Annotated in this window: 15 protein-coding genes; 9 read left to right on the forward strand and 6 right to left on the reverse strand. The window is 53.0% G+C overall.

What is annotated here, in order from left to right; translation table 11 throughout:
• Window positions 1–4: 4 nt before the first annotated feature.
• Window positions 5–1,636, forward strand: coding sequence for a response regulator transcription factor (locus tag HH215_RS30090; protein ID WP_169283253.1), 1,632 nt, complete (start codon window positions 5–7; stop codon window positions 1,634–1,636).
• Between the two features lie 42 nt (window positions 1,637–1,678).
• A complete protein-coding gene (locus HH215_RS30095; RefSeq protein WP_169283254.1) occupies window positions 1,679–2,935 on the forward strand; it encodes an alpha-amylase family protein in 1,257 nt (418 codons plus the stop codon).
• A gap of 91 nt (window positions 2,936–3,026) precedes the next feature.
• Here HH215_RS30095 and HH215_RS30100 read toward each other — a convergent pair whose 3' ends face one another.
• The 3 genes from HH215_RS30100 to HH215_RS30110 are packed head-to-tail and all read right to left on the reverse strand — an operon-like array spanning window position 3,027 to window position 5,515.
• Window positions 3,027–3,440, reverse strand: a complete 414-nt coding sequence (locus HH215_RS30100) for a hypothetical protein (RefSeq protein ID WP_169283255.1) — start codon at window positions 3,438–3,440, stop codon at window positions 3,027–3,029.
• A 40-nt stretch (window positions 3,441–3,480) separates the two neighbouring features.
• Window positions 3,481–4,812 (reverse strand): ABC transporter permease, encoded by a 1,332-nt coding sequence (locus HH215_RS30105; RefSeq protein ID WP_169283256.1) that lies wholly within the window; start codon window positions 4,810–4,812, stop codon window positions 3,481–3,483.
• Window positions 4,799–5,515: an ABC transporter ATP-binding protein gene (locus tag HH215_RS30110; RefSeq protein WP_169283257.1), complete on the reverse strand. Its 717-nt coding sequence runs from the start codon at window positions 5,513–5,515 to the stop codon at window positions 4,799–4,801. The genes HH215_RS30105 and HH215_RS30110 overlap by 14 nt, the downstream gene beginning before the upstream one ends.
• Window positions 5,516–5,725: 210 nt before the next feature.
• Here HH215_RS30110 and HH215_RS30115 point away from each other — a divergent pair, with 210 nt between their 5' ends.
• Window positions 5,726–6,520, forward strand: a complete 795-nt coding sequence (locus tag HH215_RS30115) for a hypothetical protein (protein ID WP_169283258.1) — start codon at window positions 5,726–5,728, stop codon at window positions 6,518–6,520.
• Window positions 6,521–6,619: 99 nt separating this feature from the next.
• Here the strand turns inward: HH215_RS30115 and HH215_RS30120 are convergent, their stop codons facing one another.
• The 3 genes from HH215_RS30120 to HH215_RS30130 form a co-directional block, all read right to left on the reverse strand.
• Complete coding sequence (locus HH215_RS30120; protein WP_169283259.1) at window positions 6,620–7,486, reverse strand: VOC family protein; 867 nt, start codon at window positions 7,484–7,486, stop codon at window positions 6,620–6,622.
• A gap of 160 nt (window positions 7,487–7,646) precedes the next feature.
• Complete coding sequence (locus HH215_RS30125; RefSeq protein WP_169283260.1) at window positions 7,647–7,832, reverse strand: hypothetical protein; 186 nt, start codon at window positions 7,830–7,832, stop codon at window positions 7,647–7,649.
• The gene (locus tag HH215_RS30130; protein WP_169283261.1) at window positions 7,829–8,977 is read right to left on the reverse strand and encodes a DUF4062 domain-containing protein; all 1,149 of its coding nucleotides are present in this window, start codon (window positions 8,975–8,977) and stop codon (window positions 7,829–7,831) included. Before HH215_RS30130 ends, HH215_RS30125 begins: the two co-directional genes overlap by 4 nt.
• Window positions 8,978–9,121: 144 nt before the next feature.
• Between HH215_RS30130 and HH215_RS30135 the strand changes: the two genes are divergently transcribed.
• The 6 genes from HH215_RS30135 (at window position 9,122) to HH215_RS30160 (ending at window position 16,699) form a co-directional block, all read left to right on the forward strand.
• Complete coding sequence (locus tag HH215_RS30135) at window positions 9,122–10,045, forward strand: S66 peptidase family protein (protein WP_169283262.1); 924 nt, start codon at window positions 9,122–9,124, stop codon at window positions 10,043–10,045.
• 143 nt (window positions 10,046–10,188) lie between these two features.
• Window positions 10,189–10,782, forward strand: a complete 594-nt coding sequence (locus HH215_RS30140; protein WP_169283263.1) for a beta-class carbonic anhydrase — start codon at window positions 10,189–10,191, stop codon at window positions 10,780–10,782.
• Between the two features lie 227 nt (window positions 10,783–11,009).
• On the forward strand, window positions 11,010–11,573 hold the full coding sequence (locus tag HH215_RS30145; RefSeq protein WP_169283264.1) for a LemA family protein: 564 nt from the start codon (window positions 11,010–11,012) through the stop codon (window positions 11,571–11,573).
• A complete protein-coding gene (locus HH215_RS30150; RefSeq protein WP_169283265.1) occupies window positions 11,573–12,370 on the forward strand; it encodes a TPM domain-containing protein in 798 nt (265 codons plus the stop codon). Before HH215_RS30145 ends, HH215_RS30150 begins: the two co-directional genes overlap by 1 nt.
• Window positions 12,371–12,500: 130 nt before the next feature.
• Window positions 12,501–15,578: a response regulator gene (locus HH215_RS30155; RefSeq protein ID WP_169283266.1), complete on the forward strand. Its 3,078-nt coding sequence runs from the start codon at window positions 12,501–12,503 to the stop codon at window positions 15,576–15,578.
• Window positions 15,575–16,699: a response regulator gene (locus HH215_RS30160; RefSeq protein ID WP_169283267.1), complete on the forward strand. Its 1,125-nt coding sequence runs from the start codon at window positions 15,575–15,577 to the stop codon at window positions 16,697–16,699. The genes HH215_RS30155 and HH215_RS30160 overlap by 4 nt, the downstream gene beginning before the upstream one ends.
• The last annotated feature ends 129 nt before the right edge of the window (window positions 16,700–16,828 follow it).

Raw genomic sequence — 16,828 nt, forward strand, 5'->3', positions numbered from 1 at the left:
CGCGGTGTTTCAACTGATGATCGTTGACGACGAGGAGTCGGTGCGCGAGGGGATCGCGTACACGGTTCCGTGGGAGCAGCTCGACGTCGAGTACGTCCACCAAGCCGCATCCGGCTACGAAGCGTTGGAGCTGATGAAGCGGCATCCCATCGATATCGTCATAACGGATATCCGGATGCCGGGCATGAGCGGATTGGAGCTGCTGCAAGCGATTCAGGACGGCTGGACGGGGACGAGATGCATTATCCTGTCCGGGCACGCGGAATTCCAATACGCCCGGGAAGCGATCCGCTCCCAGACGATGGATTATTTGGTCAAGCCGGTGCGTGTGGAAGATCTGGTCTTCGCCGTCCGCGAGGTGCAGGAGAAGCTGAAGCGGGAATGGGAGCAGGTCAGCTCCGTCCAGCAAACGATGTCGAAGCTGTACGAGCATCGTCCGCTTATGCGAGGGCAACTGCTAAGCGAATTGCTGAACGGTCACTACTTGTCCTTGGAACGGCTGGAGGAACAGATGACATTCCTGGAAATCCCTTTCGCGGACGGGGACGAGGCGGCCGTCATGATTCTTCGGCTGGAGGACGAATTCGTCCAATACGCCGATAACGGCCTGGATCTGCTGGCTTATGCCGTGTGCAATATTACGGAAGAAATATTCGGCAAACATTTTCGGCTATGGTATCACAAGGACGCGCACGATTTTCTCGTGTTCGCGATCAAGCAGGACGATCGTTACGACCGAGGGCAGCCTTCGGAGGAAAGGGCCGCGGAAAGGCAACGGCTGGTGGAACGGCTCGCTTCGCAGCTCCAGAGAAGCGTTCAAACCTATTTGCGGGGACGCATCTCTCTTATGCTCAGCCGGTGGGGACAGTTTCCGTCAGACGTTAGACCGTTGTACCGGGCGTCCCTGTCCGCTCTGCGGACCCGCGTCGGCAGCGACCGGGGATACTTTTTCACGATGACGGACGAACCCGGCAAGACGAAGGCGAACTCGCTGGACGAGCTGTACCGGACGCCGACGCTGCTGCATCTGCTGGAAGCCGGCAGATGGGAAGAAGGGGAAGAAAAGCTGAACAGGATCACGGCCGAAATCGACGATTCGTTCGGGGATTCGCGCGAGCATCTGCTCGAAGCGTTCTACGTCGTGTATGCCGCCTTCTCCAATATGGCGCATCAGAACGGCCAACGGCTGGCCCCGATCATCGACGACGATTTCCGGATCGCGGGCAAGGCGGACGATCTGCGTTCGGGGAAACAGCTCAGAAGCTGGTCGCTGCGCGTCATGCGAAGGCTGAAGGACGATCTGGCAAGCCGCACGAAAAGCGCGCGGACGACGATCCTCGACCAAGTGAAAGCGTTCGTGGAATCCCGGATGGCCGAAGACGTCTCGCTCGTCGCGATCGCGGAGCACGTCCACCTGCATCCCGTCTACCTCTCCAAAGTGTTCAAGACGGAGACGGGGACGACGTTGACCGACTACCTGTTCCGGCAGAAGCTAGGAAAAGCCGCGACGCTGCTTAAGCAGACGGACTTGAGAATCTACGAAATCGCGGCTAGGGTCGGATACGAGAGCACGTATTTCATGAAGGTGTTCAAGAAGCACTTCGGCATTACCCCTCAGGAATACCGGGACGGCTAACGATTCCGGAAAGGATAGTGAAGAAATGGGAGGACGATAGGAATGGGCGCATTTTATCGGATTAACAAAGAAATAGACGGACGATGGCGGCTGACGGACGGCGACGGCAACCCTTTCTATTCGTTGGGCGTGAACTGCTTCAACTACGGCTTGGGCGTTCCGATGGAACGGAAGCTGATGGACAAATACGGCGGTCCCGGCTGGTACGGGCGCTGGGCGGATGCGAAGCTGTCGGAAGTATGGGAGCTCGGGTTCAATACGTTGGCGGCCTGGCACGATGCTTCTTTCTCCCGGCGGGCGCTGCCCAAGACGATCGAGATCCGCTGCTCCGCCAAGTCGAAAATGGTGAATAACGGTTGGGGAGGATACGGCTTCCCCGACGTCTTCGATCCGAGCTTCGCCGATTCCGCGCACGAGGCGATGGTCGAGGCTTACTGCAACCGAAGCTCGGATCTAGCGGACGACCCGACGTTGATCGGGGTGTATACGGACAACGAGCTGCATTGGTGGGGGACGTCCGGACAATGGGGGATGAACGATCCCGGCAAGGGGAAGAACGAAACGAACCTCGTCGAAGATTACATCCGGTTGCCCGCGGACGCGAGCGGCAAGAAAGCGTGGGTATCTTTTTTGCGGGAGCGCTACGGCACGATCGAACGTTTAAACGAGGATTGGGCGGCGGAGTACGAGGACTTCGAGGATTTGCTGTGGATCAAGGAATACCGGACGGTCGAAGCCGTCTACGAACGGGATAAGCTGGAATTCCTCGGACGGATCGCGGAAACGTATTTCCGCACGACGACGGAGATTCTGCGGACGTACGACGCGAATCACCTGATCCTCGGTTGCCGGCTGGTCGGAACGAGCACGCCGGAAATCGTGCTGGAGGCGATGGGGAGATACGTCGACGTCATGTCGGTCAATTTCTACAGCTTCGACATCCCCGAGGAGTATTTAAATCGCGCCTACGGAATCGCCGGTAAACCGATGATGATCACGGAGTTCAGCTTCGGGGCGGGACGCAGCGCCGGGTTCGACCTGATCACGAACGGCGCCCAACTGACCCACGTGCGCGATCAGAAGCGCCGCGGGGAATGCTATCGCGATTTCGTGACTCAAGCCGCCCGATTGCCTTATATGATCGGCACGCATTGGTTTTCCCTGTACGACTTCTGGGATCGCCAAGGTTTGATCGGCAATTACGGCTTGTACGACAAGGAAGACCGGCTCTGGACGGAGTTCGCGGACGCTGTGCGGGGAACCCACGAGGAGTTGCGGGGCATAACCGTCAAGTCTTAATGAATATCTTCATTTAACAGCAGACCAGTCAATGAAACAAGCCGCTCTTCCCCTTAGTGGGATGAGCGGCTTGTTGGCAGGGTTCGTTGAATTACATGCATTTTTGTTCTACGTCGACGGTGCCATCGGCGCGAAGGGTGACCTTGGAGTAGCCCGAAGCATATTCCGTGTACCCGCATACGACGACGTCCTTCGTTTCGCCGTTCTCGTACGTAAATTTCTGATAAATGCTGCTTTCTCCGCTGACGGTGAGCCTTGGTTTGATTTTAACGCTCTCTCCCGCATCGATGACTTCTTCGTAATCGTGCTTTGAGACATCGGAGGTGTTAGGGCTCCCCGTATTAATTCCGGTTTCCACCGCAACGATAGGACGTCCGGATTCATTATGAACCGTCACGGTAAAGGATCGGAACGGCTCGAGCAGATTGATCGCCCATTTTCCTGCAAAAAGAAGAAGGACAAAGGCGAGAGCCGCAATCAAAACGAAACGGTATTTCATGCTCATAAGATGGCCCCTTTGCGAGCGTATTGCGATGCTGCACGGCTTATAAATCCCTGCGAAGAGCGCGTAAGACGTCAATGCGCGTAGCCCGTTTGGCAGGACGCGATCCCGATAATAAGGCGACCCCCAGAGAGATCAAGCAAGCTACGATAGCAAGCGTCGGAGGGATCGAGGAGAAGACGAAATCCGACGGTACCTTCTCGTCCATGAATCCTTCGATGATCATAGGCAATCCCGCATTGACGGCTATGGAAATGACATAGGCGACAATCGTTCCGATGATCGCTCCGAGCAAGCCGATCAGGCTGCTTTCCAGAAGGAAGATGCGCCGGATCGCGGAAGGATGCGCGCCGATGGCTTTCATAATGCCGATATCCTGCGCCCGTTCGGTGACCGCCATCGTCATCGTATTGAATATCCCGATAGAGGCAATGAGCACGGCGATGGTGCCGACGAACCCGAGTCCGATTTTCATAATCAAAAATATAAGGTTGATCTGGTCCAACTCGTCCGCGATCGAATGGATGAAGTACCCTTGCTCCCGTATTTCTTTGGAGATCGCTTTGACGTGATTCGCCCGGTCGGCGATGACTTGCACTTGGCTGTATCCGCGTGGGTCCTGCAATCCAGGGGGCTCGTAGCCTTCCGGATTATTTTTGTCGGGAACGATTCTGGTTTCTCCCCATTGCGTCTTCGTATAGCTTTCGATCTTAGACAATAAATCGTTTCCGATGTAGATTTTCGCGTCCGTCAGCCATTCCCGGGACGGCTTCTGGCCGATACCCACGATGGTGACGGGGATTGTTTTCTTAGTCAGAGTGCCGTCCTTCTCTAGCTGTTGTACCTCGAGATCCATCTTTTGGCCAAGCCAGTCCTTAGCGGCCGGAGGCTCCTCGTTCGGTTTGGCCTCATTGGATATGCGGATATGGTACCCGACGACGACCTCGTTTCCGGCTTGAGGCAACCTGCCGGCGCTTAGCTCGAAACCAGCCTTCGTCTCGGCATCGAAGTCGAGGTGAGTCGTTCCGTTATTATTCACGGGGACGCCATCTACGGAAGGATTCAAGGATTGGCGAATAGGGTTGCGATACGTAACCGCCTTGACGTTCTTCAGAGATCGCAGGCTTTCGACGTTCTTCTGGCCGATCTGCCTCTCCACTTCGTTAGAGGATTCCATCCCGTATATTTCTATCGCGGTAACCATTCGATCCCCAACCGCTTTGTCTACGATGCTCTTCTGCAAGCCGAAGCCGACGGAAGCGAGCACGATAAGGAAAGAGCAGCCCATAGCCGTCGCTAGCACGGTCATGAACAGCCGCGTTTTGTTTTTCTTCATGTTTTGCCGGACAAACCGGAATTGATCAGTGAGTTTCATAGGCGTGAACCCCTCCTTTGTGGACCGCGTTCAAGAGATGCCCATCCCTCAGCGTAATCGTACGATGCGCGATCGATGCGACTTGATCGTCATGGGTAATCAAGACGAAAGTTGTTCCCCGATCCTGATTCAGATGGCGTATAAGCGCAAGAAGCTGGTGTTCGTTGTCGCTGTCCAAGCTTCCGGTAGGCTCGTCCGCAAGCACGATAGGCGGATTCAGCATTAACGATCTGGCGACGGAAACCCGTTGCTGTTGCCCCCCGGACAATTCGCCCGGATAATGGCCTGCGTATTCGGCGATTCCGACTTGCTCCAGAAGTTCCATGGCCCGTTTCTTGCGTTGGGCGACGGGCAAGCCTTTAAGCACGAGCGGAAGCTCGGCGTTCTCGAAGGCGGTCATGCTCGGGATCAATTGGAAGCTCTGGAACATGAAGCCCAGATGCGCCAACCGGAAGTTCGCCCAATCGCCTTCGCTTAAGCCGGTAACGTCTTGTCCGGCCAAGCGGATCGATCCGGAAGTCGGCCGGATATACCCGGACATGAGATTAAGCAACGTCGATTTGCCGGAACCGCTGCGTCCGACGATCGCGACGATCTCGCTTTGCTTAACATGAAGATCGATATCGTGAAGCACGGGAACGACTCGTTCCTTCCCTTTTTTGCCAATCGCGAATTGATGGTTTATTTGAATCATTTCAATCATCGTATTCCCTCCGTTCTAGTCTGATTATACAGGTTCAATCCTTAATGAATTGGAAATAAGACCTGAAGAAAATCTTAAGATTAGGGGAGTAAACGTTCAGATAACATTCAGTTGGGCCTTATGTTCCGTTAAGGTTGGTTTCATCCCGGCTTCAGGATCGGTGCGAATAATGAAAGAGGTAAGGCGACTATAGGAATAGGAGGAAAAACAATGAAAAGATCGGTAAAAACACTAGGAATTACTGCAGCGTTAGCGGTTATGATTCCCTTCTCCGCTTATGCCGCGACTACGGGCACATCTTCGGGAGAGACGACGGAGAAACCGGCATGGTCGGTTAAAGGCGGCTCGTTCGAGGGACGCGGCGGCATCGTTAGCCAAGAGGTTCTGGATCTGCTCAAGCTCGATCAAGCGGCTTTAAACGAGAAGACCGGAACGGGGAAAACGTTGGCTCAGATTGCAGAAGAGCAGGGTGTTTCGCGCGAAAGCCTCAAGAGCGTCATGACGGCAGCTTACAATAAGAAACTCGAGGAAAGAAAACAGGATTTCGCGAATAATTTGGACAAGGCGATCGATTCCGAGCTGAAACCGGACAAGCATGGCCGCATGGGAGGCGGGTTCCGCGGAGAGCGGGACCTAACGGCGGTTGCGAAGCTGCTTGGCTTAAGCGCCGATGAACTGAAGGAGCAGTTGAAAGAGGGCAAATCGTTAGCGGAACTAGCGACTGAAAAAGGCGTTGAAGCGCAGAAGTTGATCGATGCCCAAGCGGCTTCCATGACCGCAACCATCAACGAGGCGCTAAAGGCAGGCAAGCTGACGCAGGAACAAGCGGATAAGCAATTGGCGAACGCAGCCGATATCGCCGAGAAAATCGTCAACGGCAAAGGGTTCGGAGAAGGACGTCATCATGGCGGCGGCAAAGGAAGGGGCTTCGAAGGCGGAGAGAAGCGGCCGGCGGACGCGGGTACGAGCGCGGAGCAATCGGCGGAACCCTCTGAAGCGTCCTAAATCGGAAAACGACTTGCCTAGACCCCGATTTTGGGGCTAAGCAAGTCTTTTTTTTGAAGAAATCGAAAGACTTATCAGAATGCAGGGCGATTTCGCCGATCAAGCTGCGATCGTAAGCCGAATCTCGATGCCGGAGGGATCGTTAACCCGCCAATAATCGGCTTCCTGAGCGAAAGGGATACCGGAGGTTCCCAACTGCGCGAGAATACGTTCGAGTTCCCCCTCGGTTGGCAGCACGATCGTATAGAAGGCTAAGCCGGTACTGTTGGCCGGAGGCTGCGGCGCGCCTACTCCCGCCCAGATGTTCATGCCGATATGGTGGTGATAACCTCCGGCGGAGATGAAGTACGCCCCCATTTTTTTCGAAACATCGGCGACTACGTCAAACCCTAAGATGTCGCAATAGAACGTTTTGGACGCGGAAAGCTCGCTTACGTGCAGATGGATGTGCCCGAGAATCGTCTCCGGAGACAAGCCGGTCCAAGGCTTATTTCCCGCCAATTCGAGCAGCCCCTTAATATCCACGGGATCCGTTCCCATGATATAGTTCCCTTCCGCATCCTTCTTCCATTCGGAGCGAGGACGGTCGCGGTAGATTTCGATGCCGTTATGATCGGGGTCGGAGAGATATAAGGCTTCGCTTACGAGATGGTCTCCTTGCCCGACTTGGACTCCGGACTCTGCCAACTTGCGTAGGGACAAGCCCAGTTGTTCCCGCGTCGGTACGAGTATTGCGAAATGATATAGCCCGGTAGTGGATCTTCGCGCAACGGGCGCGGCATCTTGTACTTCCTCGAGAATCAGGAAGGTCGATTTGCCATTAACGGTCATATGGGCTATTCCCGCCTCTTCCCTAAGTACTCGGAAGCCGATGATTTCCTTATAGAAGCGGATAGAGCGTTGAAGATCTCTTACCTTTAGCTTAAGTTGCCCGAGAACCGTATCGGCATGAATGGATTGAGACATTTGTCATACCCCCACAACGATTAGTTACTTAATGTAAGTTACTATATCAAATAAATTAAAGGATGTAAATCCGTTCGCTCGTCGTAGTCTCTCCGATCCACCCGAAAATAAATAAACCCGCGAAGCCGATTCGGCATCGCGGGCAGTTATCGAATCTTATTTAATGACGCTGAGTCGCTTTGGCGAACCGTTCTTGAATGAGGGTATTGCTTAGCTTCCAAGCGGACAGATTCTCGTTAAGCAGTTGCGTCGACGATTTCTTGGAAGGAGCGAACAGAAGCGCGTCCTTCGGTTGAGCTCCGACCGCGAGACTAACCTTGCCGTTCTTGGATACGTATACGCTCATGATTGCATGCCTCCTAAGAACATTTTGATCATCACGACCAAGTAAGGATTTTTATTAATTATAGCATCATTTACGCTCTCTTGGTAGGTCATGTACTTGTGATTATCCCAGTCCGAATTCGCGGGAAAATGCAGCGTAAGCACGTAGTCGCCTTGTTTGAAGCAGCAATAGAACATTTGTTTCGCCTGCGTATAATGAACGGTATCCTTACCTAAATTATAAGTTAACGCAACGTATGAGCTTTTGTCTTCGAGCCTGAAGGAACGGTTCCAGGCGACGTCGGAACATTTGGCCACGTATTTCATTTTGTCGTTTTCGTTCGTGTATAGGGTCGCTCCGATGCAAGCTTTGTAAGAGCCGATAACTTCGGTCATATATTTCCCGTATCGATGTTCGATTAGTCCTCCAGACATTCTATGCATGATCGCCGTTAATATCGCTTCGTAATTCGAGGCATCGGGCGATTGCGTAAGCAAGGACAGTTGAGACAGAAACCGGAAAGCGTCCTCGGATTGTTCCAGTCTTTTGCCGTTTTCCATAATGGAATGCTGAAGCGGAAGCAACATGGATCCTCTGCGGAGCAGATCGCTGAAATATTCTTTCCAATCGATTCTAACGCCTAACGAGATATCGTCCATATACACGTTTCGAATGGTTAAGTCATGGAGCAGGAACCAGACATACGGATCGATATGAGCGGGAATGTCGGAATTAAGCTTAAGAGCGGTCATCATGACTTCGGGAGAGGGATGCTGGTTCGATTCGCTTATGTATTGCTCCAGGAAGTCGTCTATCCATTTCTTGATGCGTCCGAAGAATAAAGCTTTTACCGTGACGTCCACGAAAACGAGAATCGTTTTGTCCCGGTCGTAAGCTTTAATGAACTCCATGTGGGTAACCGTTCTCTGCGCCGGCTTATGGTAGGTACCTCCGTTATTCCCGATGAACAGCAAGAAAATATCGGATTCCTCGACCGCTTCGAGGCATTTGACGACGGGATCGATATTCGCCGGCCAAGGGCCGAGATTCTCTTCCCACATGAGCGGTTCGTGCCCGAGATCCCTGAGTTCGGCGAACGCATCCCTGCGCAGCCGTTTAAGCCCGTCCTCGTTGACTGAACTAATAAAAATTTTCGTTTTCGCCAATCGTCAACACGCCCCCCGTCATCTTACAGGCTTCCCCCCATTATAACCCAACGGGACCGGCTCTTGATATTCGATTTTTGCAGTATCGTAGCGCATCCCCCTTCATAGAGTAGCAATAGCGAATCAATGCCGGGAGGGGACGTAATGGCGATTAAACCATTGGCGTTGCAGCAAGGAGATACGGTAGGAATCGTTACGTTGGGCAGTCCTCTCGCGCCGGAGACGATCAACGCCCGCGTTGCGTACTTGCGTTCGATGGGGCTAAACGTTATTCTAGGCCGCTACGCGTTCGAAGAGAACGGTTTTTTGGCCGGGACGGATAGGCAGCGTGCCGAGGATCTTATGGATATGTTCGCTAACGATAGCGTGAGGTTAATCCTTCCATCCCGCGGAGGGGTCGGCGTGGAGGGAATTCTTCCTTTCCTGGATTATTCGTTTATTCGTCGTCATCCGAAGATCGTTAGCGGATACAGCGATATTACAGTGCTGTTAAACGTGCTCTCGCAATTATCCGGTATCATTACGTTGCACAGCCTGTTGCTCCTCGATTTTAAACCGGAGACGCCTCCGTACAATTTCGAGCAGTTTTTTACGGCTACCTCATCGAATAAAGTGCCACGCGCGATCGATAATCCTCCGGGAAAACCGCTTGTCGGCAAAGTGCCCGGAAGCGCGACCGGAACTCTCGTAGGAGGGAATTTAACCTCGTTCGTGGGTTCTCTCGGCACGCCGTTCGAGATCGATACGAAAGGTAAAATATTGTTTCTGGAGGAAGTCCATGAACCGGTAAACACCGTGTATCGTTACCTATTGCAGCTTAGTCTCGCAGGGAAGTTCAAGGATTGCGTCGGGATTATCATGGGAGAATGCACGGGCTGCCAAGATGCTTACGGGCAAACGTACGAAGATTTAATCGAAGATTATATCGTGCCGTTCGGCAAGCCGCTGATCGCCGACTTGGCGACCGGTCATGGCATTTACAAAGCGGCTCTGCCGATCGGAGCATTGGTGAATATGAACGCGAACAACGGAACGATTACCATTCTAGAGCCGGCGATTCGCTATTGAGACTGGCTTTGGTTATCATCGATCCGCCGAAAAGAAGTTTTGCATTTTTAATCAAATCGAATAAAATTAAGAAACAACCTCTTGAATCTTATGGTTTCATGGTTGGTATGTTTGGTTTGAATGGGAAGCGAGGAGTGAGATCTATGTCTATCGTAAGTAACATTATGGAGCATAACCAGCAGTTCGTTGAGCAGAAGAAGTACGAGAAATATTTAACGGACAAGTTCCCGGAGAAGAAAGTAGCCATCTTAACGTGCATGGATACGCGTCTTGTCGAGCTGTTGCCCAAAGCGCTGAACTTGCGCAACGGGGACGCGAAAATAATCAAGAATGCGGGCGCGATCTTAACCCAGCCTTTCGGAAGCGCGATGCGGAGCATATTGATCGCGATTCATGAAATGGGAGTGAAAGAGGTGCTTGTCATCGGGCATCACGGTTGCGGCATGACCCAGCTAGACTCGGCCTCGCTCGTGGAGAAATTCAAGGCGAACGGGATTTCGGAGACGGTAATCGAAACGTTGGAAAACTCGGGCATCCGGATGGATCGTTTCCTGAGAGGGTTCGATCGTCCCGAAGAAGGCGTGAAACACAGCATCGATATGATCCGCAGACATCCGTTGGTTCCTTCCTTTATCCCGGTGCATGGTTTTGTTATGGATCCGACAACCGGTAAGCTTGAGCTGATTTGCGACGGTTATGCCGCTATGGAGGCGAAAAAAGCGGGGGCTACCGAGTGAAATGCGGGGAGTTTGGCAAGTACGAACCGTGAATATTCGTTAGTGGCAAGTGGCTTCCACTAAAGGCAGTTAAGGTCAGGGCTCCCGTAAGGGAGCTTCTTTGTTTAACAATCAATCCCTGGTCCCTCTAACGGATGGACGCCGCAATTTGCCAAAACGGATTCATTTGGGCACAATAAGGATAAGGACATAAGAGAAAATAGCGAGAGCTACGATGGAGGAAAACGATGAAACGTTCAACGATTACGTGGATTGTCGTTGCGGCATTGGTGCTTATCGTCGTGATGTCGACGGTGGGCTCCTACAACAGACTCGTCTCGTCGGAAACGGCGGTAGACAACAAGGAAGCGCAGATCGATACCCAGCTTCAGCGTCGGGAGGACGTCATTCCGAATTTGGTCAATACGGTCAAAGGATACGCGGCCCACGAGAAGGAAGTATTCCAAGCGATCGCCGACGCGCGAAGCAAGCTTGCGGGTGCAGGCACCACCACGGAGAAAGCGGCGGCTAACGCCGAACTCGAAGGGGCCTTGTCGAGATTGCTCGTCGTCGTCGAGAATTATCCGACATTGAAGGCGGATGCGCAGTTTACCCGCTTGATGGATGAACTGTCGGGAACGGAAAACCGCATCGCGGTCGCCCGCCAGGATTATAACAATTCCGTCACGGATTTTAATACAAGGATCAAGAAGTTCCCGACCGCTCTCTATGCATCGCTATTCGGCTTCGAGAAGAAAGACCTGTTCAAGGCGGCGCCGGGCGCGGAAACCGTGCCTGAAGTACAGTTCTGATGATGGCTCGGATAAGACTTAGCGTGAGGAAATACGCGTTAAGCTTGTTGATCTTGATCCCGCTCTTGCTCACGTTGGCAGGAGCAGGAGGAGTCCATGTCCACGCGCAAACGGATAGCCGTTACGGCGTCTATGTTCAGGATGAAGCTAATGTCCTTTCTTCGCAAACGCGCAGCGAACTATACGCAAGGGCGAAATGGCTGAAAGAGAACACCGGAACGGCGCAAATCGGTATCGTAACGATTCGATCTCTGGACGGACAGACGCTCGAAGATGTGGCGGTCGCGACCTTCCGCAAGCTGGGACTTGGAGATTCGGCGAGGAACGACGGCGTGTTGCTGCTGTACTCCGCATCCGACGGCCACGTAAGGATGGAAGTCGGATACGGGCTGGAAGGACGTATTCCGGACGGGAAAGCCGGGGCGATCCTGGATCAATACTTTGTCCCTAATCGCGACTCGGGGCAACTCGACGCGGCTTTCTTACAGACGCAAAGCGCGATCTTGAACGAGATCGCCGCGGAATACGGTTTGGACTCATCGGGGGTTACGGAAGAGCTTGCGCCTCCTATGGGAGTTAGCGACGGCAGCAATTTCTTCGAAAGCATTCCCGGCTACATGAAGGTGTTGCTTGGCTTGGGGATCGCATTGCTCATTTTCCTCGACTTCAAGTTTACGGGAGGAGCGATTACCTTTTCCGTGATCAACTTGTTAGGCCGCAGAGGAGGATCCGGAGGCGGTGCCGGCGGCGGACGAGGCGGCGGCGGATCGTCCGGAGGCGGAGGCGCGAGCAGGTAAGACGATCATAGGTTTGCGGAAGAGTCCGGATGAAACCGTCCGGACTCTTTGCGTTGTGCAGGAACCGCCGTTCGCGATGTAGAATTTTATAGAAAAAGCACGAATGCGAGCTAGAATAACGGGTGAAGTCGTGAAACGTAAATTAGGAATCGTTATCGCGGTATTTATCGCGTTGATCGGCATAAGAAGCTTATGGATATACGTAGGGGGAACGCAGCAACCTCCTCAGGCTAAAGCCGGCGTCTTGGACTTGTCGGAATGGAATGTCGGAGCTTCCTCCGCGGCGGATATCCAAACCGCGGGCGACGTCTTAAGCCTGCGCGGGGAATGGGAATTCTATCCCGGCAAGCTCATCGAGCCCGGAAGCGGTCCGTTTCCGATTGAAGATGAACGGGTGCGTTATTTGCAAGTGCCGGGTGCTTGGGATACGGCCATAGCTCCGGGCAACCCGACTCCGTTCGGCTACGGCACATACAGGCTTCGAATTTTGTTGCCTCGTCAAGGGGCGGACGAATATGCGATTCAAGCGCAAGTCATAAGAACCGCTCACAAGTTGTTCGTGGACGGTAAGCTCGTCGGACAACAGGGCGTACCGGGAATAGACCGAGAGCATTCCGAGCCTCGCGTAATGCCTTATACGGTTAAGGTTACCCCAGATGCGGACGGCATGATGGAGCTTGTCATAGTTGCTTCTAATTTCGATTACGGCAGCCTAGGCGGTATTTTCCAGAATATCCAATTCGGTTCATCGGAAGCGGTCGAACGTAACGTTCAGCTCCGGTTAGTCGGGAATAATCTGTTGATGGGCTTCTATATCGTGAGCGGCCTATACTTCATGTTCCTGTATTTATTCCGCAGGCAAAACAAAGAACTGCTGTACTTCGGTCTCTTCTTCTGGATGTCGCTGCTCTTCTGGGCGTCGCACGGAGAAAGGCTGTTATTCTGGCTGTTTCCCGATATCGGCTATAATTGGCAAACGAAGCTGCAGATGCTTCCTTCCATCGGTCTGTACTCGAGCTTGTTCCTATTCGTTCTCGCCATGTTTCCCGGGTACGGCAACAAGCGGGTCATCCGGTTTATTATGGCGTTGGCGATAGGAATGGCAGGCGCGGTCGTCGTCGCGGACGCTTCTTTGTTCTCCCAATGGGATACGCAGTTGATCGTAGGCGAAAGCATCGTGTTCTTCTACTCTCTCTATATTTTGCTTGCGGGCAGCTTCCGCCGGGAGAGCGAATCCGTATTCTCCTTAATCGCGGCGGTCTGCATTCTGATGGAAAGTTTAGTACACGCCTTCCGCTATTTAGGATTCGATACGGATGTTGCCGTCCCCCCGTTCGAAAGATTGTTGTTCGTGATTATGATGGCTTTGTTTATCGCGAAAAGGTTCTTTACGAATATGGAGCAAGTGGAGATATTGTCGAAAAGGTTGCTGGTCGCGGATCGATTGAAGAACGATTTTCTTGCGAACACGTCCCAAGAAATCCGCGTGCCCTTGCACGGCATCATTAACCTGGCTCAAATTATGATCGACGAGGGGGAGCTTCAAGGAAAACGGCAAGAGGAACGTTTGTCGCTGATGGTCGCGACCGGGAGGAAGCTCGCCTATTTGTTGAACGATATTCTCGACTTATCCAAGCTAAATGACGGCGGGGTCGAATTGGAGCTTCGCGCGGTCGACGCTCGTATGGCGATTAACGGGGTATTGGAAGTTATGCGGTATATGAGCGACAATGACGTCGTTAGCTTCGAGAACCGTACGGAACCGGGCGTTCCGCATGTGTTGGCGGATGAACAGAGGCTTATGCAGATTTTGTTTAATCTGCTCCACTATACGGTTAAATCCGGAGCGGAAGGCTTGATCGTCGTGAAAGCGGAGCTAACCGGAGACCCCGGCAAGGCGTCGGTGATTATTCATGCCGATCGTAACGGTAATTTGCCTAAGGAAACGTTATCGGACACCGAAATGAATCTTGAAATTAGCGAAAAGCTGATTGAAATGCACGGGGGGACCTTAGCTGTCTCGACCTCGACCTCGGCCGAGAATGCTCAGGAGCTTCGATTCGAGCTCCCGTTATCCGCCGAACAGGACGAAGTGCCGGATTCAATCGCTAGATTGCTTGGCGATGAAGAGGGCGATGACGACGACGTTAATTCGCTCATCGCGGCTACCTCCAACGCCTTTGCCGAGGTTCATCCATCCCCGGATGCCCCCAAAGCTTTGATCGTTGACGACGATCCCGTGGGGCTGAAGATCATGGCGGATATTCTTCGTCAGGAAGGATTGCGCGTAACCGCCGTCTCGGACGGCATGCAGGGGCTTCAAGCATGGGAGAGGGAATCGGACTGGGATCTGGTCGTATTGGACGTTATGCTCCCCCGGTTGTCCGGCTACGAGCTATGCCGCCATATCCGGACAAGAAACTCTTTCTACGACTTGCCGGTGCTTTTCTTGACGTCCCGCAATCTGCCTGCCGACCTGCTCGTCGGCTTCAATGCCGGAGCCAACGATTATGTCACCCAACCGATCGACGCATCCGAATTCAAAGCCCGAACGAGAACCTTGTTGAGAATGAAGCAATCGATTCGGGATCAGCTCCATATGGAGATGGCGCTCATCCAAGCTCAGATTAAACCGCATTTTCTGTATAATACCTTAAACACGATCGCGAGCTTAAGCGAGATAGATCCGGAAAGAACCCGGGAGCTTCTGAACGACTTCGGCAGCTATTTGCGCAACAGCTTCGATCTCCGCAACTTGGACAAGCTCGTAACCTTCGAGAAGGAGTGGACGCTTGTGCGGTCGTACTTGCAGATCGAGCAGGCTCGGTTCGGCAATCGGATACGCGTGAAGGTGGCGTTACCCGATCGCCTTCAATTCATGCTTCCGCCGTTAACGATTCAGCCCATCGTCGAAAATGCTCTAAGACATGGCATTCTGCCGCGATTCGAGGGCGGAGAGCTTCGGATCGAGGTTGAGGAGGAAACGGGGGGGTACCGGGTGATCGTACGGGATGACGGGGTCGGATTCAAGCCCGAGAAGATCGAGTCCGTGTTGTCGGGAGCTTATCGTTCCGGAATAGGACTGTTTAACGTACATCGCCGTTTGATTAACGCGCATGGCACGGGATTAAATATTAGCAGCGAGACGGGGGCGGGAACCGAAGTCAGCTTTCGGATTCCGACCAAGGCGAAGGAGGAAATTTCTTGAAAGCTATCGTGATCGATGACGAGCCTTTGGCGGTCGACAGCATGGTTCGGATACTGCAGCGCTATCAAGTCGAGGTGGTCGGAGCTTTCGTGGATCCGAGAGAAGCTCTTAAGCAACAGGAACATTTACGCGCGGACGTCGCCTTCGTGGACATTGAAATGCCGGAATGGAACGGCTTGGAGCTGGCTTCCCGTCTTCAGTCCGCCAATCCGGAGCTGCATATCGTGTTCGTGACCGCTTACGAGCAATACGCGATCGATGCTTTCGAGCTCGCGGCCGTCGATTATTTGTTGAAGCCGATTCAATTGAAAAGGCTGGACGTCACCTTGAAGCGGCTCGCGGCGATGCGCCCGGGCGGAAGCGAACCGCGCGAGGACGGTTTAGCGATGCTCTGTCTGCTGCACCATTTAAGCTTTCAAGACGCCCGGGGAGGGGCGATGGAAATTCCTTGGAGAACGACGAAAGCCAAGGAATTGTTCGCTTTCATGATCCATCTGGCAGATAAGACGCCGAACAAGGACGAACTGCTGGACCGGATTTGGCCGGAAGGGGATCTGGATAAATCCGTTACGTATTTGCATACGGCCATCTATCAAATCCGCCAGGCGTTTAAGACCGCCAACATTCCTCTAAAAATCGAATATAAGGAAGGTCGCTATCGGTTAGATCTTCCCGCGAACGTTCAAGTCGACGCAAGAGCGTGGGAGAATGCGGTTAAGGCGGCGGCCGAGGAGAACCAACCGGAAAAAATGGTTCAGTTGCTGGTCAAAGAATATCGCGGAGATTATTTGGAGACGGAAGACTTCCATTGGGCGGCGAACGAGAGAGAGCGCTTGAGGGCATTATGGCTGGAACACGCTCTGAAGAACGCAAGCCAATTGGAAGCGGCGGGTTCTTCCGGAGACGCCATTTCCTTGTTTCAACAAATTCAAGTGCGGTTTCCGGAAATCGAAGAAAGCTATTTCGGTTTGATGAGACTATACGACAAGCTTGGCAATACCTCCGAAGTTAATCATCAATACGAGTTGCTGACGGACATGTTAAACGAGGATTTCGGAGTGCGTCCGTCGGGCATCGTGACGGAATGGTTCGAAAGCCGCAACGATCGGATGCCATCATAAGCGGATTTGTTCAGAATTTGTTGAGTCCTGTCGGGTATGATCATAACAAAGGTTACGATCAACTATCGGAAAGTATAAAATTCAATGACTTTATACTCATCCGATCGCTCGATACAAACGCGTACCGCC

It is taken from the genome of Cohnella herbarum, from assembly GCF_012849095.1.
Classification (GTDB): domain Bacteria; phylum Bacillota; class Bacilli; order Paenibacillales; family Paenibacillaceae; genus Cohnella; species Cohnella herbarum.